24 protein-coding genes and 1 pseudogene are annotated in these 22,381 nt (G+C 41.0%); 20 read left to right on the top strand and 5 right to left on the bottom strand.

Features of this window, described 5'->3' with window-relative positions:
* Positions 1–76 precede the first annotated feature (76 nt).
* The 3 genes from ltaE to FZC79_RS16430 all read left to right on the top strand — a co-directional run bounded on the left by ltaE (position 77) and on the right by FZC79_RS16430 (position 3,014).
* Positions 77–1,102, top strand: a complete 1,026-nt coding sequence (gene ltaE / locus FZC79_RS16440; RefSeq protein ID WP_148947852.1) for a low-specificity L-threonine aldolase — start codon at positions 77–79, stop codon at positions 1,100–1,102.
* A 171-nt stretch (positions 1,103–1,273) separates the two neighbouring features.
* Complete coding sequence (locus FZC79_RS16435; protein WP_148947851.1) at positions 1,274–1,687, top strand: sporulation protein; 414 nt, start codon at positions 1,274–1,276, stop codon at positions 1,685–1,687.
* Between the two features lie 331 nt (positions 1,688–2,018).
* Positions 2,019–3,014 carry a zinc-binding dehydrogenase gene (locus FZC79_RS16430; RefSeq protein WP_148947850.1) on the top strand — a complete coding sequence of 332 codons (996 nt, stop codon included), beginning with the start codon at positions 2,019–2,021 and terminating at the stop codon, positions 3,012–3,014.
* A 245-nt stretch (positions 3,015–3,259) separates the two neighbouring features.
* Here the strand turns inward: FZC79_RS16430 and FZC79_RS16425 are convergent, their stop codons facing one another.
* Positions 3,260–3,508, bottom strand: coding sequence for a hypothetical protein (locus FZC79_RS16425; RefSeq protein ID WP_148947849.1), 249 nt, complete (start codon positions 3,506–3,508; stop codon positions 3,260–3,262).
* 154 nt (positions 3,509–3,662) lie between these two features.
* Here FZC79_RS16425 and FZC79_RS16420 point away from each other — a divergent pair, with 154 nt between their 5' ends.
* The 7 genes from FZC79_RS16420 to FZC79_RS16390 all read left to right on the top strand — a co-directional run bounded on the left by FZC79_RS16420 (position 3,663) and on the right by FZC79_RS16390 (position 11,663).
* Positions 3,663–4,853 carry a cation:proton antiporter gene (locus FZC79_RS16420; RefSeq protein WP_148947848.1) on the top strand — a complete coding sequence of 397 codons (1,191 nt, stop codon included), beginning with the start codon at positions 3,663–3,665 and terminating at the stop codon, positions 4,851–4,853.
* Positions 4,854–5,755: 902 nt separating this feature from the next.
* Positions 5,756–7,003, top strand: coding sequence for a M24 family metallopeptidase (locus FZC79_RS16415; RefSeq protein ID WP_148947847.1), 1,248 nt, complete (start codon positions 5,756–5,758; stop codon positions 7,001–7,003).
* A gap of 342 nt (positions 7,004–7,345) precedes the next feature.
* Positions 7,346–8,479 carry a M20 family metallopeptidase gene (locus FZC79_RS16410; protein WP_148947846.1) on the top strand — a complete coding sequence of 378 codons (1,134 nt, stop codon included), beginning with the start codon at positions 7,346–7,348 and terminating at the stop codon, positions 8,477–8,479.
* A 9-nt stretch (positions 8,480–8,488) separates the two neighbouring features.
* On the top strand, positions 8,489–9,253 hold the full coding sequence (locus FZC79_RS16405; protein WP_148947845.1) for a nucleotidyltransferase domain-containing protein: 765 nt from the start codon (positions 8,489–8,491) through the stop codon (positions 9,251–9,253).
* Positions 9,254–9,723: 470 nt separating this feature from the next.
* Positions 9,724–10,041, top strand: a complete 318-nt coding sequence (locus FZC79_RS23890; RefSeq protein ID WP_286365376.1) for a helix-turn-helix domain-containing protein — start codon at positions 9,724–9,726, stop codon at positions 10,039–10,041.
* Entirely contained in the window at positions 10,014–11,153 is a 1,140-nt protein-coding gene (gene tnpB, locus FZC79_RS16395) for an IS200/IS605 family element RNA-guided endonuclease TnpB (RefSeq protein WP_148947844.1), read from the top strand. The genes FZC79_RS23890 and tnpB overlap by 28 nt, the downstream gene beginning before the upstream one ends.
* A gap of 99 nt (positions 11,154–11,252) precedes the next feature.
* Positions 11,253–11,663, top strand: a complete 411-nt coding sequence (locus tag FZC79_RS16390) for a hypothetical protein (protein ID WP_148947843.1) — start codon at positions 11,253–11,255, stop codon at positions 11,661–11,663.
* 20 nt (positions 11,664–11,683) lie between these two features.
* Here the strand turns inward: FZC79_RS16390 and FZC79_RS16385 are convergent, their stop codons facing one another.
* A complete protein-coding gene (locus FZC79_RS16385; RefSeq protein WP_148947842.1) occupies positions 11,684–12,262 on the bottom strand; it encodes a VanZ family protein in 579 nt (192 codons plus the stop codon).
* A 72-nt stretch (positions 12,263–12,334) separates the two neighbouring features.
* Entirely contained in the window at positions 12,335–12,715 is a 381-nt protein-coding gene (locus tag FZC79_RS16380) for an SET domain-containing protein (RefSeq protein ID WP_148947841.1), read from the bottom strand.
* Positions 12,716–13,059: 344 nt separating this feature from the next.
* Between FZC79_RS16380 and FZC79_RS16375 the strand changes: the two genes are divergently transcribed.
* The gene (locus FZC79_RS16375; protein ID WP_148947840.1) at positions 13,060–13,836 is read left to right on the top strand and encodes a metal-dependent hydrolase; all 777 of its coding nucleotides are present in this window, start codon (positions 13,060–13,062) and stop codon (positions 13,834–13,836) included.
* A 122-nt stretch (positions 13,837–13,958) separates the two neighbouring features.
* On the opposite strand, the gene FZC79_RS16370 is transcribed toward FZC79_RS16375, so the two are convergent.
* Positions 13,959–14,411 carry an OsmC family protein gene (locus FZC79_RS16370; protein ID WP_148947839.1) on the bottom strand — a complete coding sequence of 151 codons (453 nt, stop codon included), beginning with the start codon at positions 14,409–14,411 and terminating at the stop codon, positions 13,959–13,961.
* Positions 14,412–14,961: 550 nt separating this feature from the next.
* On the opposite strand from FZC79_RS16370, the gene FZC79_RS16365 reads away from it, so the two are divergent.
* From FZC79_RS16365 to FZC79_RS16355, 3 genes are all read left to right on the top strand, one after another.
* Complete coding sequence (locus FZC79_RS16365) at positions 14,962–15,540, top strand: histidine phosphatase family protein (RefSeq protein ID WP_148947838.1); 579 nt, start codon at positions 14,962–14,964, stop codon at positions 15,538–15,540.
* Positions 15,518–16,453, top strand: coding sequence for an alpha/beta fold hydrolase (locus FZC79_RS16360; protein WP_148947837.1), 936 nt, complete (start codon positions 15,518–15,520; stop codon positions 16,451–16,453). The genes FZC79_RS16365 and FZC79_RS16360 overlap by 23 nt, the downstream gene beginning before the upstream one ends.
* Positions 16,454–16,574: 121 nt before the next feature.
* Entirely contained in the window at positions 16,575–17,000 is a 426-nt protein-coding gene (locus FZC79_RS16355; RefSeq protein WP_148947836.1) for a DUF1801 domain-containing protein, read from the top strand.
* A 165-nt stretch (positions 17,001–17,165) separates the two neighbouring features.
* Here the strand turns inward: FZC79_RS16355 and FZC79_RS16350 are convergent.
* Positions 17,166–17,816: pseudogene (locus tag FZC79_RS16350) on the bottom strand (HAD family hydrolase).
* A 241-nt stretch (positions 17,817–18,057) separates the two neighbouring features.
* Here FZC79_RS16350 and FZC79_RS16345 point away from each other — a divergent pair.
* The 6 genes from FZC79_RS16345 (at position 18,058) to FZC79_RS16320 (ending at position 22,293) form a co-directional block, all read left to right on the top strand.
* A complete protein-coding gene (locus FZC79_RS16345) occupies positions 18,058–18,279 on the top strand; it encodes a hypothetical protein (RefSeq protein ID WP_148947835.1) in 222 nt (73 codons plus the stop codon).
* 207 nt (positions 18,280–18,486) lie between these two features.
* On the top strand, positions 18,487–18,918 hold the full coding sequence (locus FZC79_RS16340; RefSeq protein ID WP_148947834.1) for a hypothetical protein: 432 nt from the start codon (positions 18,487–18,489) through the stop codon (positions 18,916–18,918).
* A 29-nt stretch (positions 18,919–18,947) separates the two neighbouring features.
* The gene (locus FZC79_RS16335) at positions 18,948–19,979 is read left to right on the top strand and encodes a serine hydrolase domain-containing protein (RefSeq protein WP_435873952.1); all 1,032 of its coding nucleotides are present in this window, start codon (positions 18,948–18,950) and stop codon (positions 19,977–19,979) included.
* A gap of 9 nt (positions 19,980–19,988) precedes the next feature.
* Complete coding sequence (locus FZC79_RS16330) at positions 19,989–21,131, top strand: PstS family phosphate ABC transporter substrate-binding protein (RefSeq protein ID WP_148947832.1); 1,143 nt, start codon at positions 19,989–19,991, stop codon at positions 21,129–21,131.
* Positions 21,132–21,147: 16 nt separating this feature from the next.
* Positions 21,148–21,543: a GNAT family N-acetyltransferase gene (locus FZC79_RS16325; protein ID WP_148947831.1), complete on the top strand. Its 396-nt coding sequence runs from the start codon at positions 21,148–21,150 to the stop codon at positions 21,541–21,543.
* Positions 21,544–21,567: 24 nt separating this feature from the next.
* Entirely contained in the window at positions 21,568–22,293 is a 726-nt protein-coding gene (locus FZC79_RS16320) for a DUF2711 family protein (protein WP_148947830.1), read from the top strand.
* Positions 22,294–22,381 lie beyond the last annotated feature (88 nt).

Raw genomic sequence — 22,381 nt, 5'->3', positions numbered from 1 at the left:
AGTACATTATAAGTAGTGTTATAATTTTAGAGAGAAATTATGAAGGTTAAATTACATATAGATTGGAGTGGATTTCTTGATCGATTTACGCAGTGACACAGTGACTAAGCCGACAAAGGAAATGAGAGAGGCTGCCCTGCATGCAAGAGTGGGGGATGATGTGTACGGTGAAGATCCTGCTGTCAATGAACTTGAACAAACGGCAGCTAAACTCCTGGGAAAAGAAGCAGCTTTGTTTGTCACAAGCGGTACCCAGGGAAATCAAATAGCTGTTCTGACACATTGTAATCCGGGAAATGAAGTAATTATGGAAGCGGAGTCTCATATTTTTTATTACGAATCCGGAGCAATATCTGCTTTTGCGGGTGTCCAGCCAAGGACGCTCAAAGGCATTCGCGGTGTCATGGATCCATTAGAGGTGGAGGGGGCTGTCCGGGAAGATGATCAACACTTTCCAGAGACATCCTTAATATGCATTGAAAATACCCATAACCGGGCCGGAGGAGCAATTGTACCCTCTTCTAATATGAAAGAAATCTATGCTGTAGCCCAAAAGAATCACATTCCTGTCCATGTTGATGGTGCCAGGCTGTTCAACGCTGCTTCGGCTTTAGGGGTTCCCCTGACGGAATTCACTCAGTATTGTGATACAGTCCAGGTCTGCCTATCAAAAGGTCTAGGAGCACCAGTTGGATCCATCACAGCGGGAAGCGAGGTGTTTATCAAAAAAGCCCGGAAATGGAGAAAGCGTTTGGGAGGCGGACTGCGTCAGGCAGGGATTATTGCAGCACCTGGATTGTATGCGCTGAACCATATGAGAGAAAGACTCGTTGAGGATCATGAAAATGCTGTCCTGCTTTCTGAAGGATTGAGCTCGATCCCCTCTTTGACAATCGCCAACAATGTTGATACCAATATCGTCGTCGCAGAAGTTTCTGCACTCGGAATGACTTCAGCAGAATTCACCAGTCTGCTTAAAAAAGAAGGGATACTTGCCGTGACCTTTGGACCGTCACTCGTTCGTTTTACCACCCACTTTGATGTCAGCAAAAATGATATCGAAAAGACGATTGCTGTCGTCAAAAAGCTTGTTGAAAATTAAAAAATTGAGAGGTCATTCTTAAAGAGTGATCTCTTTTTTCCGCTTCCTTATGGTATTTCTTGCTTTTCCCCTCTCTAGTTAGTATCATTTTCACCAAAAGCACCATACATACCAGTTATTGAACGAAAGATTAGGTGATTAAAACACTAGGGCGGGAAAGGATGAGTTTTTATGTGGAAAGAGTTTTTATCGAGTATCGGAATCGGCAATATCAAGGTGGATACAATCGTCGAAAATCCTACCTTGACACCGGCAAGCGAGCTGAAGGGTGAAGTAGTAATAGAAGGAGGCATGTCTGACCAGGAAGTAAACAAAATTGTCCTGACCATCTTTATCAGGGAAGAGGACTATCGGGAAGACAGTGACTTTTCCTATCATGAAAAAGAGCTGCATGGCTTTGCCCTGGAAGAGATAGGTATCGTAAAGGCAGAAGAAGTGAAGAGGGTCCCTTTCAAATTTTCTTTGTCTAAAGATCATCCAATATCCGATAAAGGAACAGAAACTTTCTTAAGAACTTTAGTTGATATTCCACAGTCAGTAGATCCTGTGGACGAAGACAGCATCAAGGTAGTCAAAAGCCTGTAACCATGAGAGCAGATAAGAATGATTCCCTATAGAACTGTTTTCGTAAACTTTGCTGCTTATTTATAGGCATTTCATAAAATAACGCCATCATTCACTGGTAAAAACCGGGTAAGCAAGGAAGTAAAGAGCTGCTCCTTTTTATTAGTGAGAAATTGTTTCAGGAGAATTGTCAAAAGTAAAGATATAGAAAAACAGACTTTTAAAAGATTCTTGGTTATGGGTTTTGTTTTAAATTCCTTCCCTTTCAGACAGGGGGATTCGAGCGGAAATCCATCATTTCTCCACAGCAGCAATCTTTGCGAAAGAGTTATAGAAAAAGAGGAGGAGAATTATGAAAGCCATCATTCATGAGGGAATACAAGGAATGGAAGGACTCTCACTTAGAGACTTTCAAGAGCCGGCAGTGAAAAGCGGCATGGTGAAAATCAAATTGAAGACTGCTGGACTGAACCGCAGAGATCTTATGGTCTTAACCAGACATCAAGAAGAACAGCCTCCGCTGATTGTCGGGTCTGATGGAGCGGGCACTATAGTGGAAGCGGCAGAAGATGTAACAAATGCAGCTGTAGGGGATGAAGTGATCATTAACCCAGGACTGGGCTGGAGGCAGAACAGCGAAGCACCGCCGGCAGGGTTTGAAATCGTCGGACTGCCTGATCATGGTACATTTGCGGAGTATATTATACTTCCTGCAGTCAATGTGGAAAAGAAGCCCGCTCATCTGAATTGGAAAGAAGCGGGCGTATTGTCTTTGGCTGCATTGACAGCTTACCGTGTGTTATTCACGCGGGCAAAAGTAAAAGCTGGTGACACCGTCCTGATACCTGGTATAGGCAGCGGAGTGGGGACTTTCTTACTGAAATTCGCTAAAGCAGCAGGAGCGAGAGTAATTGTGACATCTCGCAGCAATGATAAACAGCATAAAGCAATGGAACTGGGAGCCGATCGCAGCATTTCCACAAACTGTGACTGGAATGAGGAACTGAAGGATGAAACCATTGATATCGTTATTGAAAGTATCGGGAAGGCCACCTTTGATAAATCGTTAAAAGTAGTTAGAAAAGGCGGAACGGTTGCCACTTTTGGAGCGACAACAGAGGATAAAATTGAAGTGGATATCCGCCACTTCTTTTATTCTCAGTTAAATTTACTCGGGTCTACAATGGGCAGTGCCGAGGAGTTTTCTGCTATGCTTCAGTTCATTGAAAAACACAAAATTACACCAGTGGTGGACAGCGTATATTCATTAGAGGATTTTGCAGCAGCCTTTACGCGGTTGAAGGATTCTCAGAATTTAGGAAAGATTGCTTTCCTTATTGCCCAATAACTAGAAGAGAGGGTCTTACAGAGTTTATGGTAAGACCCTTTTTCATTGAGCAGAAAAGTAAAGCTTATAGTTACTTCAAAATGAAGAGTGCTCATCCCTTTTCAAATGTCCGACTAAGAAGGAATCTGCATGAACACTTAAAACAAAAAAGCTTGGATTGTAAGCCCCGTTAGGGAACTTTAAATCCAAGCTCAAGGATCTTTAAAAAAATGCACGATCCTTTTTTTTTTTGTTTTTTAAGAGGTCTATTGTTTAATGGAATTATAGTACTGAACCGACGTTTGAGCACCCTCACTGACCATTTTGTTATCCTCTACATCAGCAGGATCAGGATTTCCAGCTTTTTCAACTGTAAAGTCTTTCTTGTTGCGGTTCTCCCATTTTTGCTTTGCACTTTCCATCATATTCTGGATTTTCACTCGGTTTTCTTTTTTGCGCATCAGAAGCCCTGCTCCTGCTGCAGCACCTAACATCAAGGTTGAACTTAGTCTCATACCCTTATTCCTCCTTGTAACAATTGTAGAAATATATTTACCCTGCAGGCTGGTGAATTAAACATAGTGAAAAATCCTCTATTCTTGCATTCCGTTTATGGTGGAGTGGAGAAGGAAAAAGAAAAGAAAGAGATTAAAAGTTGGAGGTTCAGTCATGGGTTATATTCATGTTTTCCTATTATTGTTCATAGGATATGTTGTCTTTACTATCGATAAAAAACAAAAAAACTTTCCTGTGCCGATGGTTCTGCTCTTGATTGGGATCGGATTGTCGTTCACACCTTTCTTTTCTTCTGTAGCTATTACAAGAGATATGATTTTTAATGTATTTCTGCCGGCGCTGCTGTTTATATCTGCCTATCAATTTAAAACTGCGGGCTTAAGAAAGAATATTGGAGTTATAAGTGTCCTGAGCACGCTTGGTTTGGTGCTTACTGTTTTCATTTTAGGAGTTTCTATTTATTTCGTCGGCTTGGTTTCATTATCTTTTATGGGAGCTTTATTAATTGCTTCGATATTGACACCGACAGATCCCGTGTCAGTCGTGTCAATTCTGAAGAAATCTTCTAATAGTCCCAAAATAGCTGATGTGGTGGAAGGGGAGTCGATGCTCAATGATGGGACAAGTGTGGTTCTGTTTACTGTCATTGCTCATCTTTATATCTCCGGTGAGCAGTTTCAGCTTACCTCTGCCCTGGGAGATTTCCTGCTGGTTTCTGCAGGAGGGCTGATTATCGGCATGGTCTTTGGCTGGATTGCCAGCAAAGTCCTTCATTTTACTCATCACCGGCAATATCAGGTCATGTTAAGCATTGTCCTGGCTTATGGAAGTTTTTATCTTGCCGAACATCTTGGTGTTTCAGGGGTGCTTGCTTCGGTATCGGCAGGTGCCATGCTTTCTTGGAAATTGGATACTACCAATAAAGAAGAGGATCTTCGTAATTACCTGGACTCCTTTTGGGAAGTTATCGAACCCAGCATCTTGTCTATTCTATTTTTACTGATCGGAATTGAGTTCATGAAACACTTTGATTTCCAAAACATCGGCTTCATTTTCATCATTTTTGGTTTATCACTCATAGTCCGATTCATTGTACTCGCAGGGATATTAAAGATGTTTCGTTTATGGAGGCAGGAATTTTTATGGGATGATATCTCCCTGATTACCTGGTCTGGTATCAAAGGGACTATGTCAGTGGCGCTGCTGCTGGGTCTGGCAGCTGAAAAAGCAGGACAGACTGATACAATTTTGTCGTTGACGTACGGTGCCATTGTTCTTTCACTGCTCATCCAAAGTCCACTGGTCTATCCGTTATCACGATGGTTCTCAAAACAAAACAGTTAATGCTTGTCCTTTAGGGCCGTTTTTTTGATGCTCTCTGGAACCCCTGGCTATGCCGGGTGTTCCAGAGAGCTTAAAGCGTGGTATAAAACACCTTCTTTCTTAAGGATAAGCCGGTTCCCTATCACTTGATGCCTTTCTAGCAGGAGGGGAGGCATCCTTGCTGATGGGCATTAATAGACTAAAATAAACGGAATTTTTCCGGTTAAGCTTCAGAATCGTAGATGATTTTGGGGATATAAGCGGAATTTTTCCGCTTAAGGACAGCGAAACGAACCATTTTAGCATCTTTTATACAAATAAGCGGAATTTCTCCGCTTATTTGAGCTGTATTTCGCGCGATGACTTAAATAAGCGGAATTTCTCCGCTTATTTTCCACATTTTTTCAGCCGGAATAAATAGCCAGAGAAAATAATTCAATGGGCCTTTTAGGCCGAAGCTGGTAAGGATCCAGCCGCAGAGAAAACAACCAGTTTAAACTGATGGTTTTGTTTTGAAAGCTTTTATTACAAGGCTCTTTTCCTAACCTTTGTTGCTGTTTCTTCTTATACAAACTGAACAACATTGTTTGTTGCTGTGTCATTGGAATTCCCCGATAAATAAAAATGATTCTAGTATGGAGTCTGGATTTATTAGCGGATAGTTTTTTTCTCGATCTTGATTGGAGTCGTGTACCTGTAACGGAAATCAACAATCTTTCATAAAACCCCAAGTGAAAAACGCAGAATCGCTTCTTGTAGAGGGCGGTTCTGCCTTTTTAATTGCAGCCGCCTCAGTTTCTCAGCATTCTCTCTTAGGCAGGTTCTTGAAGAGAGGGAAATAATTGGGTTGAACATCACTTAAAGCAGTAAAAAAGGAAACAGCATATAATACAGCGAAGAATATACAAAAGGGAGGCGTTCAGATGAAGGAAGCATTTTCAAGAATTCTGCGATTAAAAGATAGAGACGAATTCAGGGACAAAGTTCTCAAGGAACGATTACATACTATTTTGCCGGCTATCATGAACGAACATGAAATCGATATGTGGATCACTATCGGCCGTGAATACAATGAAGACCCTGTGATTCATACTTTCTTTCCTTCAGCTGTCGACAGTTCAAGAAGGCTTACGATTTTTATGTTCTGCAAGGATGATGAAGGAAGGGTTCAGCGCTTCGTATTAAATTCCAATCCGGCGTTAGAGCCTTTCTATCAAAATGTCTGGGAGGATAAAACTGAAACTCAATGGCAGTGTGCAGCACGACTCATCCATAAAAGAGCTCCTAAAAAAATCGCTGTGAATGCAGGCTCTCTTCATTCTGTAAGTGACGGTCTGACAGTAAATGCTTTCAACGAGTTGCTGAGAGCAGCAAAGGTGGGGAAAGAAAGATTTGTCAGCTCTGAATCACTATTGGTGGACTGGCTTCAAACAAGAAGCTCACTTGAACTGGCTGCGTATCCTCACATATGTGAATTGGCCAGGGAGATTGCGGAAGAAGCTCTGTCGAATAGGGTAATTCATCCAGGCGTGACTTCTACTAAGGATGCAGTAGAATGGATTCGGCAACAAGTATTGGACTTAGGACTTCAAACTTCCTTTTATCCGACCGTTGATATTCAAAGACAAGGATCAGGTACAGACAGATTGGAGAATACAATCATCAAGCCTGGCGACATTGTCCATTTGGATTTCGGAATACATTACCTTGGGCTGGCTACAGACACACAGCAGCTGGCATATGTGCTGAAGAACGGAGAAGAAACAGTCCCGAACAGTTTGACGGAAGCCTTGGAAGAAGCTTTAAGGTTTGAAGACATTGTGTCCACGTCTATAAGTGAAGGAAGAAGCGGGAACCAGGTTTTTATAGACAGCATGAGAGTCAGCCGGGAAAAAAATATCAATGCTATGCTCTATTCACATCCGCTTGGTGTCCACTGCCATGGAGCAGGGCCATTAATCGGTTTGTACGACAAGCAGGAAGAAATACCTGGCCGGGGAGATCTGCTAATCAAAAACAATACTTGCTATGCTCTAGAGTTCAACATCAGGAAGTATATCTCCGAGTGGAATCAAGAAGTGCCGATTTACCTGGAGGAACCGATCTCCTTTATCGATGGAAGAGTCGTTTATCTGGCAAAGCGGCAAAAAGAGTTTCACCTTATACGTTAGGCTCTTTTCGTAAACGTTGTTGCTAATTGAAATTAGTTACGAAAAAAAAAGACCATAAAACACTCCAATAATCCGTTGATATTGAAAAGAAAAGAGCTGTTCTCCCTGACTCGAGAGAACCCATTAATATTCGGGGGTATCCGAAAGCAGCAATTTATGCGAAACCAGCCATAAGTTAAGAGTGCAGCCGGCCCAACTGCCGGCTATCCGCATGCTTGCGGGTTTAGTGGAATATATTCTTATAACTGGAAATCCAACCTTTCTTGAACAAAATGGTATAATGGTAAGTAATTGAAAAAACGTTCGTAAAAGAGTCGTGAAGAAAGCTGGGAGAGAACAAAGGTGAAAGAATATATACGGTTTAAACAAGATGAAATGCTGAATCTGATAGAAGAGCTGGTCAATATCGACAGTGGCTCTGTAAACAAAGCGGGAGTCGACATGGTTGGAAATCGATTGAAGGCCGAGTATGAAAAAATCGGGTTTAGGATTCATGAGGTTCCTCAAAGAGAATATGGAAACCATTTGATCATTCAACACAAGAAAGCAGATGTACCGGAGATCCTTGCCATTGCCCACATGGATACCGTTTTCCCATTTGGTACTGCTGAGGAGAGGCCGTTCAAAAGAATTGGGAACATAGCTTATGGACCGGGAGTCATTGATATGAAGTCCAGCCTGGTTACTCTTCTATATGCAATGAAAGCATTAATAAAAGAAGGTTCACCACATTACAAAAATGTGCAAATTATTTTGAATAGTGATGAGGAAATTGGGTCGCCTTCATCTAAAGAACTGATCATAAATGCAGCAGAAGGAAAAAAATATGCACTCATAATGGAGCCGGCCAGAAAAGATGGTTCACTTGTTTCCTCACGAAGAGGAAAAGGCAATTATACCCTAAATGTCATCGGAAGAGCCGCCCACTCCGGTATTGAACCGGAAAAAGGAAGAAGTGCTATTGAAGAGCTGGCGCATAAAGTCATCCAGATGCATGAATTGAACGATCACGAAAATGGTATCAGTGTCAATGTCGGCTTGATTGAGGGAGGCTCCTCTGTCAACACGGTATCCGATCATGCCAGTGCTCAGATGGAGATCCGAATTGCAGAAACAGATCAAGGTCTCAGGGTCGAAGAAAAAATGGAAAAAATCTGTTCCAGGACAGATGTTCCAGGTACCGAGATCACTCTTGAAGGCGAAATCAACAGACCTCCTATGGAAAAGAATAAGCGTAACAGACAGCTTCTGAGAAAAATCATGCTAGTGGGTGAAGAGATGGGAATCGAAATCACCGATACCTCTACAGGCGGAGGTTCAGATGCTTCCTTCACTTCGGCTGCCGGGATTGCGACCATCGATGGGATGGGACCAGTAGGGGGCAATGCCCACAGTGATAAGGAATATCTTGAAATCTCTTCTCTTACTGAGAGGACACTTCTTTTGGCAAAAGTGATTGAAAATCTTTCAGAATAAGGTGAGATTATGAAGGTGCATATTCTGGCGGAGCTAAAGAAACTAGAACAGAAACATGAAGTTGAGATCCTGTTTGCTGTACAAGCAGGAAGCAGGGCATGGGGCTTTCCCTCGCCAGACAGTGATTTTGATATTCGGTTTATATACAAGCATCATTTGAATTGGTATCTAACTCTGAACAAAAAAAGAGATGTCATTGAATCGAAGGCTGGAAAAGAGCTGGAATTAAGCGGATGGGACCTCAAGAAAGCAATGGTACTGTTGAAAAAATCCAACCCGTCGATGCTGGAATGGCTGCAAACAGAAGACAGGCTTATCGTGGACAAGTACTTCTGTACGAAGATTTTTCCATTGCAAAAGGAGATTTTTTCTCCCTCTTCGTGCTATCATCATTATCTTAATATGTCGAAAACAAATTGGCAGAAGTGGCAGAGAGATTCCGTTAAATCGGTCAAATTGACTCTTCATTTACTGAGAGGGCTTCTTTGCTGCTTATGGATAAAAGAACGAGAGTCCTTCCCGCCTGTTCCATTCAACGATCTTTTTCACCAGATGGTGCATGATCAAAAGATAAAAGAAGAAATTCAGAGAGTAGTGGAGTTGAAAAAAAGCGGTGAACAGAAAATAGAAGAGACTGCCGGCTTTCTATACTCATTTATAGATTTACATATGAAAAAACTTTCAGAAGAATCACCGCAGTTCAAGGAACGTCAAAGTTTTTCTGCAGAGTCAATGGACCGGGTATTTAGAGAGCTGCTAATGAGAGAGAGCTAAGTTTGTGACAGAACCAGGTTACATCAGGCCAGGGTGGATCAAGGTTGATAAATGCAGTGATTAAATCAAGATAAGACACGGATGATGGAAAAATAATAGCGAAGAGGCGGATTCATGAGGATGGATTCGTTTTTTTCGTGATGATTCCTTTATTCCTTTAAAGCGCTAAGAGGGACAGTCCCTCTTAGCGCTTTAAAGGAATTAAGTATGTACGAACAGAAACCTTTTTCTCAGAGTTTTCGTCAAATCTGAAAAGACTTGAAAAGGAGGGATGACTGTTATGTGCAGAAGGTGTTTTTATCTAAAAATGGCGAGAAAACTCCCTCTTCAAGCGTGTGAAGGGCATAGCCCAACGGTAAGGGGGAGATGAATCGCCTGCCTTTGGTCTCTACTAAAAAAACTTTGAAAGAAACATACGTTCCCAAGGTACCATCTTTCTTGGTATAATTACTACAAGGAGGTGAAACCATTTGAATGTTAAAAAAACCTTTAAATTCAGGATCTATCCAAATCACCAACAAATTGAATTAATCAATAAAACGTTCGGTTGTTGCCGGTTCATCTACAACTATTTTGTTGGGAAACAAAAGAACAAAGACGCTTATTGGTCTATCGTAAATGAAATGGTACAGAATGGGCAGCTTTTACAGAACAATTGGAAAGGTGAATTTTTCAACAAGTACCAATCCATTAAAGCTGTTCGAGAGCTCAAGAAGACCTATTCATTCTTGAAAGAAGTCGATAGTATTGCCCTTCAGAAATCAGTNATCACCAACAAATTGAATTAATCAATAAAACGTTCGGTTGTTGCCGGTTCATCTACAACTATTTTGTTGGGAAACAAAAGAACAAAGACGCTTATTGGTCTATCGTAAATGAAATGGTACAGAATGGGCAGCTTTTACAGAACAATTGGAAAGGTGAATTTTTCAACAAGTACCAATCCATTAAAGCTGTTCGAGAGCTCAAGAAGACCTATTCATTCTTGAAAGAAGTCGATAGTATTGCCCTTCAGAAATCAGTTGAAATCGTTCATGATTCCTACACACGATATTACAAGAAACAAAATCGTTTACCTCGCTTCAAATCGAAGAAGAACCCCGTTCAATCCTATACCACAAAGTTTGTGAACGGGAATATACAAGTGAAAGATAAACACATCAAATTGCCAAAACTCGGCCTGGTTCGCTTTGCCAAGAGTCGAGAGGTGGAAGGCCGAATATTGAACGCCACCATTAGACGAAACCCTTCAGGTACGTTCTTCGTTTCGATTTTGGCTGAATCAGCAGTTCAACCCTATAAGAAAACCGGCACCTCTGTCGGAATCGACGTAGGTTTGAAGGATTTCGCAACTCTTTCAGATGGCACAACTTATAAAAACCCCCGCTTTTTCCGTACACTAGAAAAGAAAATAATTAATGCCCAACGCATTCTTTCTAGGAGAGAATTGGGTTCTTCGAATTGGACTAAACAAAAAAAGAAAGTTGCCCGGCTGCACGAAAGAATCGCTAATGCAAGAAAAGATATGCTGGATAAAATCTCTACCGAAATAGTCAAAAACCACGACATTATCGGAATTGAAGATTTGTCTGTCAAAAATATGTTGAAAAACAAAGACCTTTCAAAAGGAATCAGCGAAGTAAGCTGGGCCCAATTCAGGTCTATGTTGGAATACAAATCAGTATGGTACGGCAAACAGGTGATAGCCGCAGCGAAAAATTTCCCTTCCAGCCAGCTATGTTCTGTATGTAATCATAAGTATAAAGCCGTTAAAGATCTTGCGTTGCGTGAATGGACGTGTCCAACTTGTAACAGCAACCATCAAAGGGATCTTAACGCAAGTATAAATCTTCGCAAAGAAGCTTTGCGATTAACCGCAGGGACTGCGGAGATAGCCTAATCAAAAATGAACCAATAGGTTTGTGTTCTTAGGAATCCCCCACTTCAAGCGACCTGTAAGGGCGGTAAGTGGTGGGTAGTTCAAGGGATAGGAATAATTTTGATTGTTCTCATTAGTCCGTTCAATGCGATGGCCACTTCATGGGCGTTCTCGTTTATTGTATGGAATGATTATGTGTATGTGATGACCGATGAAATTGTAACGGATATTGAAAAAGAAATAGGCGAGGTGACAGCCTATTCGGACATGGAGGAACTTCCGGGCAGCTTTTCTAACGAGTTCAGTGTTGGTACAAAGTATTTTTCAATAACTAACATAAGCACGGAGGAGGCTATCGCGGTTGAGGTACATAGCGGAACTTATCAAAAGGCTCTCAGGGAAAATAAGTACAAGGAACGAGAGCCGGTTGATGAGAATAAGACATTATCAGGTTTCATCTTGCTGCTGCTGATCATCCTTCTTCCCGCAGGATTATATATTTTTATAAAACATATTAAAAATAGTTCATGATCAAGGCTGAATAATTAACTTTAGTTTTTTATAGTAAACACTTTTTGAAATAGGGGAAACAGAAGATATCCCATAAGGACCCCTGCTATATTCAGAATAAAGTCATCGATATCTAAACTGCCGCGGCGTGTTAAAAATTGCCCTCCTTCGATCATACTTATACCCAGAGCTGCCAAAGCTGCAAGCTTTCCTGCTTCGGGTTTCCCCTTGATATAGCGGTAATACACTCCAAAAGGGATAAAAAGAGCGATGTTGGCTCCCAGGTTATAAAAAGCGACAAGAATTTCTGCTTTTCCTGAGAAGTAAAAAGAGATCGTTTCAAAAGGAGTGAAATTCGCCTGATTATATTCCTGGTTATTGGGCCTAGAGAATAATAAGACAAGTAAGCTGCAACTATATAAGCCTGTTAATGTATGTAGCCAATTTTTCCGGAAAGAAATTACAACTCCCTTTACCAGACAGATTATATAAAGAGCCAGGAAGGTGTAGCAGAGCCAGACGACGGCTATTACGAGGGGATGCAGATAGTTCGTCAGCTTCAGCCAAATGGGAGATAGAATAAAGAATAAAATCTGTGAAAGAATCAAACTGGTTCTCATGGTACCTCCATGTAAAAAGAAAGCCCCCCATTTCAGGAAGCTTCCAATTTGTAGTTTTTCTGGTGGATATGTTTACTCTTCCTTATCAAACCAGAGTAGCTCCTGGTCTTCTTCATCACCATTATAATTAATAAAGATCTCTTCGTCTGCCTTGATATCACGATAGGCATAAAAATCAAACGTGTGATTATCAAAATTGATTTCATAGGTGCCGTTGGGTTTGTAGGAATGATTAAACAACATCCCGTAACCCAGCAGCAGAGCTGTATGATTTATACCATATTCAAAGGCATAGTCAGCCAAAAGAGTTTTCTCGATCAATTCATGTTCCTTATTCGGGTATGGAAGTACCGGAGCTTCGTGGATTAATTCTCCCTTTTTAATATCACGGGTTGCAAATACCCCTCTATTTAAATCTCCGTCACTAACTTTGGACGTACGTACTTCAATCATGATTTCACCTTCATTTCTGTCTTTTTATGTGTCTGTTTTTTTCGGATATCTCCTGGATACTAAGAGCTCTCGCTCAGAGCGAAGAGAAAAGCATTTTGCTCTCTTGCTTAGCAGGATTTATCCAGTTCAATATGACGCTATCTTTCAAAATTAATATAAAATAGCCACAAAGTTTATCATAAGAGACTTTTAAATACTATTCCTTAAGTTTGTCAGTTGAAAGCTCAGAAAGCAACCCTTTTGCAGACAAGAATGGATACTAAACATGCCAATCTTTATCATAATTCCTTTATTTTGTAAATATAGTAAAATTGACTGATTCTATTTTGTAAAGGGGACTTTCTATGAAAATTACTCGTTTAGGACACGCTATGTATTTATTTCAATCGAAGCAGGGGAATAAATACTTGGTAGACCCATTCTTTGATATGAATCCGGGCTGCCCGGAAGAGTTCCAGACTGACTCATTCTTTAAGAGTATCGATGCTGTCTTTCTGACTCACGGCCACTTTGACCACACAAGCGGTTTATCCAAAATCAAGGAAGTGAATCCTGATTGTCTTGTTATTGCCCAATATGAGCTGGCGATGATATTGACTCAGGAAGGCCATAAGAATATTTTTCCTTTAAACCTTGGTGGTTCCTTCGTTTTTAATGATATGGAATTGACCATGGTCCAGGCAAAGCATACATCAAGTTATCGTGAAACAGAGGGAACCCCGATTTACGCAGGAGAATCCTCAGGCTATATTCTGAATTTTACGAGTGACCATACTGTCTACCATTCCGGTGATACCGCACTTATGATTGATATGAAATTGATTCAGGATTTCTATAAGCCGACGATTGCGATACTTTCTTCATCAGGCCAATTTACTATGGGGCCAAAAGAAGCGGCATATGCAGTTGAGCATTTATTGGACGTGGAATACGTAATACCGAGCCATACATTCCCTACAAAAGAAACAGCCTCTTCAAAAGAAACTCTGGATATCTTATTGGATGCATTCCCGGTTGTTGCCAACATGGCTGGCCGTGATACAGAATTGGCCTCTCATTTGGCGGAGTGCAAGAAAACCAAAGCCATCATTATAGAGTATGGTGAAGAAGTATCATTTTAATGCCTCATTGCAATGACTGTTTCCAAAGTTAAACTGAGACAGCTGTCTTCACTTTCAACAACTAAGTATAAAACTAAAAATTCTTAAATAGAGAAGGCAGTTCATTTAGCTGCCTTCCTTTTTCATTCTTCATCTCTCACTACCTCAGCTTGAAGTTCTACCTCCACATTCCCTTTTAGTGCCCGGGTAATCATGCAGGATGACTCGGCTTTCTCCGCTAGTTTTCTGGCTAGAGTAATATCTTTATCTGATGCTTCTTTTTTTAAAGTAATAAGGGGTTTATGGATGATTTTTTGATATGTAATGATCCCTTTGGTGACATCCACAATTCCTTCAGATTCAAGCGTAAGATCACTTTTATCCAGGCGGCTTCTTTCCATCATGGCGGCAAGGGTGATAATAAAGCAGGTGGCGGCTGCCCCCAGAAGCATTTCATCTGGGTTCGTTCCTATTCCTGGTCCATCCATCTCCTTTGGAATCGAGATGGCTGTTTTCATATTCTTTGTTTCGATATCTCCTATGTCATTCCGCAAGCCCGGCCAGTTCGCTTTTAAATGAAAGATATGTTCAGTCATTGAAATTCCTCCTGTCATATAATAGGTAATTTCATTTTATCAGATTCTCTATAGAAGGAGGAGAAATCCAACCTGAGTCGAAATTACTGAAGGGAAGAGAATAGGAAGGTGCTGGAATAAATGGAGGGTGAAGTTCCTTATGGGTAAAAACATTACAAAATAATTGGCAAGGGAAAACCGGTCTTTATTCTTCATTCGATGGGAACAGATTATAGAGCAATGGAGGCTTGGCTGGAACCGGTTTTTACAAAGTACGAAAAGTTTAAACGAATCTATTTATAATTGCCCGCACATGGGAAAAGCACGAACAGTAAAGACTTTAATGGTACTGAGCACTCTATTGAAAAGACTATTTTCGCAAAAATTGTTGCTTTCAGAAAAATTCCAAGACCCGGATTTTTCTCCGGATACTAAACATCTCTTTTCGTTTTTGCCTGCCAAGATATTGTAAGTGAATTAGGGTCTTATCTTTCAAAATTCATATGAAATAGCAACAAAGTTGAAAAGAGCCCTTGGAAATTTTAGGATTTTATTAAATTGGAGGCTTTGCATGATTTATGTTATTCGGCACGGTGAGACAGACTGGAATAGGGAAGGAAGGCTTCAAGGAAGAAATGGCGTTCCTTTGAATTCAAGGGGACTGGACCAAGCCAAAGAGCTGAACTCTGTCTTAAGAAACATTAACTTTGATTGCGTTTACTCTTCTCCACAAGGTCGGGCGGTACAGACGGCAGAAATAACTGCAGGGGTACCACCTGTCATAGATGAGAGACTGAATGTGTTTGATTTGGGTGAAGCGGACGGATTAAGGAAAGAAGAAGTAATAGTTAAAGGCATGCTTCCTGACCGTACGGTATATAAGGGAGTAGAGGAAGAAGAGGTATTTATTTCAAGAATCTTCGAATTCCTTTCCGAACTGGAAAACAGGTTTAGTGGGCGTGATATCAACATATTGATCTCTGGTCATCGATGCACGACGGGTGGTATAGGGGCCTATTTTAAAGGCATTCCCAAGAATCGAAACATCTTGAAATATTCTAGCGACAACGGAAATTACAGGATATACCAGTTCCCTTCGGCAAAAACAAATGTAAAGGAAACAGACAATGAACTTAGATCATATTACTAGAGTGGGATTGGCTGCTGCTGGTTTCCCCCTTACTGCCTGGAACTTTTTCATGAACAAAACCAGAACAGTTCCGGCGCCGGGTAAACTGGTTAAAACTAAGAATTCTACTATACATGTTGTAGATTCAGGCTCAGGTCCAGTCACTATCATCCTGGAGGCTGGTTTGAGTTCTGTGTCGATTGACTGGTGCTTCGTGCAGCCGGAGATTGCCAAGCTTGCCAGAGTCATTTCTTATGACAGGGGAGGTTATGGATGGAGCCGAACTAAGAGACAGACGAGTTCAGCCGGTGACTCAGTAGAAGAACTGAAAGAATGGTTGTATCTTCTGGAGGTGAAGCCGCCGTATATTCTGGTTGGTCACTCGTATGGTGGCATGATTATGAGATTATTCGCAAGTTCCTTTCCTAATGAGACTAAGGGTTTGATATTAGTGGACGCAGCTCATGAAAATCAATATATCGAGAATGCTTCTAATAGAAACAGAACAAAGAAGTTCAACCTTCTCGCCAAATTTGGTTATTTGACATCATGGATGGGTATTCCAAGACTGATGAAGCACAGAGTCGGCCGGAAATATCTTGGTCCAGAACATGAAAAAGCATTGAAATACATTGGCTATACTCCGGAAGCCTATCAGTCTCTTTACTTTGAATTCAGGGATACTGGCAAATCGGCCCAACAAATCTTGAAATCCGAACCGCTGCCCGCTGACTTACCCGTTACTGTCATCAGTGCCTGTAATCCTTCAAAAGAGTGGAATGAAAACCAACAAGAGATGGTGAAGCTTACTCAACATACCAAGCAGATTAAAGTGGATACCGGGCACTCTGTTCATGTAGAAAAGCCGTCTATAGTGATTGAAGAAATAGTCGAGATGATCAATAGGACAGTCCAACTTAAAAAGGTGGAGTAAAGCCGGTGTTAAATAAGAGTAACGAAGACAATAAAAGTGGAGACAAATTTTCAAGCCGGCCTAAATAGTCGTTAGGTTATACTTGAATAGTGGAACTTATTGCTGGAAAGGGGCTAATGAAATGTATGAATTAAAAACCAAAGAAAATGACAGCAGTGTTATTGAATTTATCGAAAACGTAGACAGTGAGAAAAAGAGGGAAGATTCCTATAAACTTTTGGATATCTTTACAGAAACAACAGGATATCAGGCTAAGATGTGGGGTCCGAGCATCATCGGATTCGGCTCTTACCACTATAAGTATAAGACGGGTCACGAGGGAGATGCACCTCTTGTAGGATTTTCTCCGCGAAAAGCGAAAATCAGTCTCTATTTTGCAACCGGAGACCCTGATAGGGAAGAACTTCTGGAGAAATTCGGTAAGCACACTTCAGGTAAGGCATGTGTGTATATCAATAAAGTAGCCGATATTGATGAGGAAGTATTAAAAGATTTGATAAACCAATCTGTGGAGTTTTTGCAGAAAACCTATCCCGGCCAGCCGTAAGTTCTGGTGGCTAAAACGCTTAAAAGAATACGTCTCATCGTTAAAGCAGTAAGAGGGACTGTCCCTTTTACTGCTTTAATGCAATAAAGGGTATAGGCTGGGCTGGTAAGAGGCAGTATTATTTACTGTTTTGCACCTTACAAGTAAACCCGATACTAGTAAAATTTAAAATTGCACTAATTCTTCAAGAGAATGGATTTCAGCATATGGTTTTATATCTGTATCGTTCTTCGTTTTATGTGGATTGAACCAAATACCCTTTATACCGGCATTTTGACAGCCGCCAATATCCTTGTATAGATCATCTCCAACGAATAGTGCGTCTCCGGGTTTCACATTAAGCTTTTTCAAGGCTGTTTCAAAGATATGTATGTCAGGTTTGCTGAATCCAGTTTCTTCAGAAATAACTGCGATCTCAAAGCAGTGATGTAATCCTGTGTTCCTGATTTTTGCTTTCTGTCTTTGAGTTGAGCCGTTTGTTATAATAGCAACCTTCAAGTCCTCCTTTATAGTGTTTACAATATTAATAATCTGATGGTTTATGGGAAAGCACTGAGGGAAATATTCATTCCAAAACTCTTGGATGCAGTGGTCTGCCAATCAATGCTTTGGTGGAAAATCTGCATAAAAAGAGTGCAGAACTTTTGTTTTGTCGTTATTACCATAGCAGCTTTTGTCATACTCTTTGAACTTTTGCAGCATATCATTTTTAGCTGAATGCTCAACATCCTCATAGCACTTCTCTATAATAAGGTTAAAAATATTTTCCACTGCTTCATCTCTATTAAGCAATGTATCATCTAAGTCGAATATCATTGCTTTACAATTTTTCATCCGCATTCCTGCCTTTTTCTCCTCTTTTTTAAGCACCTTTAATTTATCATAACTTAAACAGAGCAATCTTGTGTTAACAAGAGGACGCTGAGTTTGAAACTTAGAGACGAGAGCATTCGTCTAAGAAATAGCCACTCTCTAATTTGTATATTCAGAATCTTCACCCACAATGAAGTAAGAATGTGGTAAAATCTTCAAAAGACCAGAGGGAGGAATAGATAAAATGGAATTCATTATTGGAATTTTACTCATTGTTTTATTTTTGATTATCCTCCTTGCCATCATCGAATCCGGAGTAAGAAAGGGAATCGATAATTCCGAAACCGGACAGATGATCCGCCGGTTTTTCATGGAACAGATGAAGAATGCTGCCCCGGTTTCAGATAAAGAAATTGAGAAGGAATTAGAGGAGATATCCAGACAGGAGAACGGCTCACGTGAATGAACAAGGAGGTAGAAAAGTGGGGTTGCCACAATGCGGTGAATGCGGATTGCGGCTGTACTGGTGGAAGGTATTTAAGGACATATCCTTCGAAACCCGGCTGATTCCTTATCTATCCTTTTTCAGACATCACTACCCTCTTCTACAATATGAGCCGGTGTATCTATAAGTGATATAGATTGCCGGGAATGGGAACGGAGTTGACGTAAAATGACTTACACCAGAGCCGAACAAGGGAAAACGACTAAGATGCTGATCATTTTTTTTCTGATAACATCGCTGTTCTTCACAGAAAGCTCGATCCTGCAGGGCTTCAGGTCGCTGCTCTTGCTTTTTCTGGTTCTGCCATTGTGGTTGAGCTATAAACTCACTATTGAAGAGGGCAGAATAAGATATGGGATATACTTTTTTCGCTTCCGATTATATGAAAAAATTGTCAAAAGTGAATCCATAAAATCTATTATATTCAAAAGGACAGGGTGGTCAACTAAGAAGGCGGTCATTAACAGGAGAGGGCATAACATTTGGGTCATATATTATGAGCCTGCTGAGATCTATGAGGAATTAGAGTCTTTTGCTGCTGAGAATGGTATTGCTGTGAAAAAGACAAGAGATTATAAGCTTCTTGAGAAATACTACTAAAAAAGATCATGAATAAGGTGTTGTAAATAGTGAAGTTCAATCATCTGCTAAAGGCAATTCAAGACGTAATAGACAAAGAAAACTATTCGGGAACCGCTATTATAAAGCAGGGAGAAGAAGTCCTACTGGAAATAGCAGCAGGTTTTGCAAATAAAAGCGAAGAAAGGCCCAACGAACTTAACACACGTTTCGGCATTGCATCCGGCTGCAAAATCTTTACCTCCACAGCTATATGTCAATTAGTTGAAAAAGGGCTTCTTGGTTTCAACACGAAACTAATAGATTGTTTGGATATCTCTTTTGTAAATTGGGATGAAAAAGTCACGATTCACCAGCTGCTGACTCACAGCTCCGGCATCCCCGATTATTTTGATGAAGAAGTAATGAATGATTTTGAAGAGCTTTGGAAGGAAACGCCGATGTATCTGCTGAGAGGGCCTTCCGACTTCTTACCGTTATTTCAACATCAGCCGATGAAGAACGAACCGGGGAAGGTTTTCCATTACAATAACGGAGGATATATCTTGCTTGGACTGGTTGTAGAAAGGCTGACGGGGGTGCCATTTCCAGACTATGTGGCTGAAAATATATTTAAACCGGCCGGAATGCAATCCTCTGGTTATTTTCCTATGGATGAACTGCCCCAAAATACCGCTTTTGGGTATGTTGAAAAGAGCGGTGGTCAGTACAACACCAATGTTTATTCCCTGCCAGTAAAAGGGGGGCCAGATGGGGGTGCCTATGTAACTGCTGGGGATATGATCCGTTTTTGGGAAGCCCTATTTGAAAACAGAATTTTGGATGAAAAATTGACCAGGGTCCTTTTAAGTCCTCAAATAAAAGTTAAAGAGGGAGTCCACTACGGATATGGCGTATGGATAAACAATGAAGAGGCTGTAACCAAGTATCATGTTATGGGATACGACCCAGGTGTGAGTTTTCACTCTGGTTATTTCCCGGAAGTGGATATGCGGTATGCTATACCCTGCAATCATAGCAGCGGAGCCTTTTCTATTATGAAAAAGATAGATGAATACATAGGGAGTATCAGCGGGAGGTAATGAATATTCATGTGGAATAGAATAATAACAGCAGGGATGTTTACCGTTTTCTTCGGAATAGTAAGTTTGTTCATCGGTGCCTTCTCCACTTTAGTTTCAAGCCAAAATGGCTATGTGTATACGTGGATCATACTGATCGCCTTACTGGTGACAGGCAACTTGTACTTTCTGGGAGTTCTTGCAAAGCTGCCGAAAAAAGCAGGGGTGTTAGTTCCAGTCTTGATCCTTGCTCTTCCTTTAGCAGGGTATGGAGGATATGAGGCTTATATAAGTCATATAGAAATAAAAAATGCTGAAGTAGATCTGACAGCATACGAACCATTTAAAAGCGGTTCCAAAGCTGCTTCACTTGATGAAACCAGCCTTTTTTCTGTCTCTGGCAATGTTCACTCACTGGACGGTGCAACAGCTTTATATCCAGTGATGGCTTCATTCGTCCAGGCGGTTTATCCAGAGGGTGAATACCCGCACGACAACCCTGCTGAAAGTCCAATGGTGGCTTCCAAAACTGATGAGGCATATGGAAGGCTTGCTAAGCAGGATGTGGACCTAATCTTCGCTGCAGGTCCATCCGATTCGCAGAAATCAGGGCTGAAAAACATGGAAATGACTTCGATCGGCAAAGAAGCATTCGTCTTTTTCGTTCACAGCAGCAATCCTGTGGAAAGCCTCACCATTGAGGAACTTCAGGGGATCTATTCAGGAAAGATCACCAACTGGAATGAAGTCGGAGGCAAAGACAAGGAAATAATCGCTTTTCAAAGGCCTGAAGGGAGCGGAAGCCAGACTGGCCTGCAGAACATGATGGGTGAGATTCCGATCATGAGACCTCCGACCGACCAGCAGGTTGACGGCATGGGGGGAGTGATCGAAAAAGCTTCCGATTACCGAAATTACCGCAATGCCATTGGGTTTTCCTACAGATTTTTTGCAACAGAGATGCTTGACAGCAAGGGGATAAAATTATTGAAGATTGATAATGTTGAACCTGACATTGAAGGCATACAAACTGGGAAATATCCTCTTACAGGAGAATTTTACGCGATTACCAATGGAACAGATAATCCTCAGACAGATTCTTTCATCGATTGGATCACCTCTCAACAGGGGCAGGAACTTATCCAGAAAACAGGGTATGTTCCGATTCAATAATGGAAGGAGGGAAAATATGAATATCAAAATCCTTAGTTATCAAGAAAAAGAGATAAAAGCTTGTGATATATCATCACTTTACAAGGATGCCGGTTGGTGGGAAGAAAGAGGTACCGGAGATATTGAAAAGATGCTGAGAGCACAAATATCAGTGGGAGCCTGGAAAGGAGACACCTTAATCGGGTTTGCCCGGGCAGTGTCGGACGGAGTTTTCAGGGCGTATCTCGAAGATGTCGTCATACATAGCAACTGGCAAAGAAGCTGGATAGGGAAAAGGCTTGTATGCCGGCTGCTGGATGATTTGGCGCACATTGATATTATCAGCTTATTCTGTGAGGTAGAACACATTCCTTTTTATGAGAAAACGGGATTTAAAAGGAGCAGGTCGCAATTCGTTATGCACTGTAAGTAATAGACTCAAAGAAAGGATGAAACGATGAGTAAAAAATACTTTTTTCCTTCGGAGCCCTCTCCGGCAGCCGATAAACCAATAAAGAACTTTCTGCCCCCCGGGTACACTTCGGCAGCTATAGTGTTCCATCCTTTTGTCAGAATGCCTTTAAACTGGAAGCCTGAAAAGAGTCATACACCCCATATGTTATTTCCTGTTAAAGAAGACACCTTATTGTTCGGAACACCGGTCTCATGGGAAGCAGTAAGAAAAGAGACGGGGATGAATTCTATTAAAGAACTGGCTATTGGATTGTACATGTGGATAGGAGGGATTTACCACGAAAAAGCAAAGCCGGAAATCTATAAAAAGCTAAAGGACGTCATAGGAATATCTTTGTTTCCACCTAAAGAGGATCAGCTTTCTGAATTAGTGATTCAGAGTTTCCTAGAGGTCATCCGCTGCAGCGGATCTAGGACCGTACATTTCGAAAAAATAACTGATGGAAGCGGCTCTTTAGTAATTGATGAGATGACCACTGAAGATATGCTTTATTTGTGCGAAGAGCCAATCAGTTTATATGATGAGAAAGAGGATTATATTTTTACTTGTTATTTTGATGAACCCTATTCATTCATCATTGGCAAAAGAGATATAGAGGGACTATGTCAAAATATAGGATGGGAAGGCATTGTGTGTGATGAAAACACCACTCATGCCTGGTTCTTAAAAGAAAAAGAATTGAAACAGTTTTATAGCAAGGACGAATAAATAAAGCAGATTCTCCATCAAGTGAAAACTGACAGGCTTGGTGTAAATCTCAGGAACTATTTTTTGAAAAGCAAACCACAACTTAACA

It is taken from the genome of Rossellomorea vietnamensis, from assembly GCF_008180615.1.
In the GTDB taxonomy this organism is placed as follows: Bacteria; Bacillota; Bacilli; order Bacillales; family Bacillaceae_B; genus Rossellomorea; species Rossellomorea vietnamensis_D.
The sequence above is the reverse complement of the archived record's forward strand: the minus strand, read 5'-3'. Positions and strand labels throughout refer to the sequence as shown.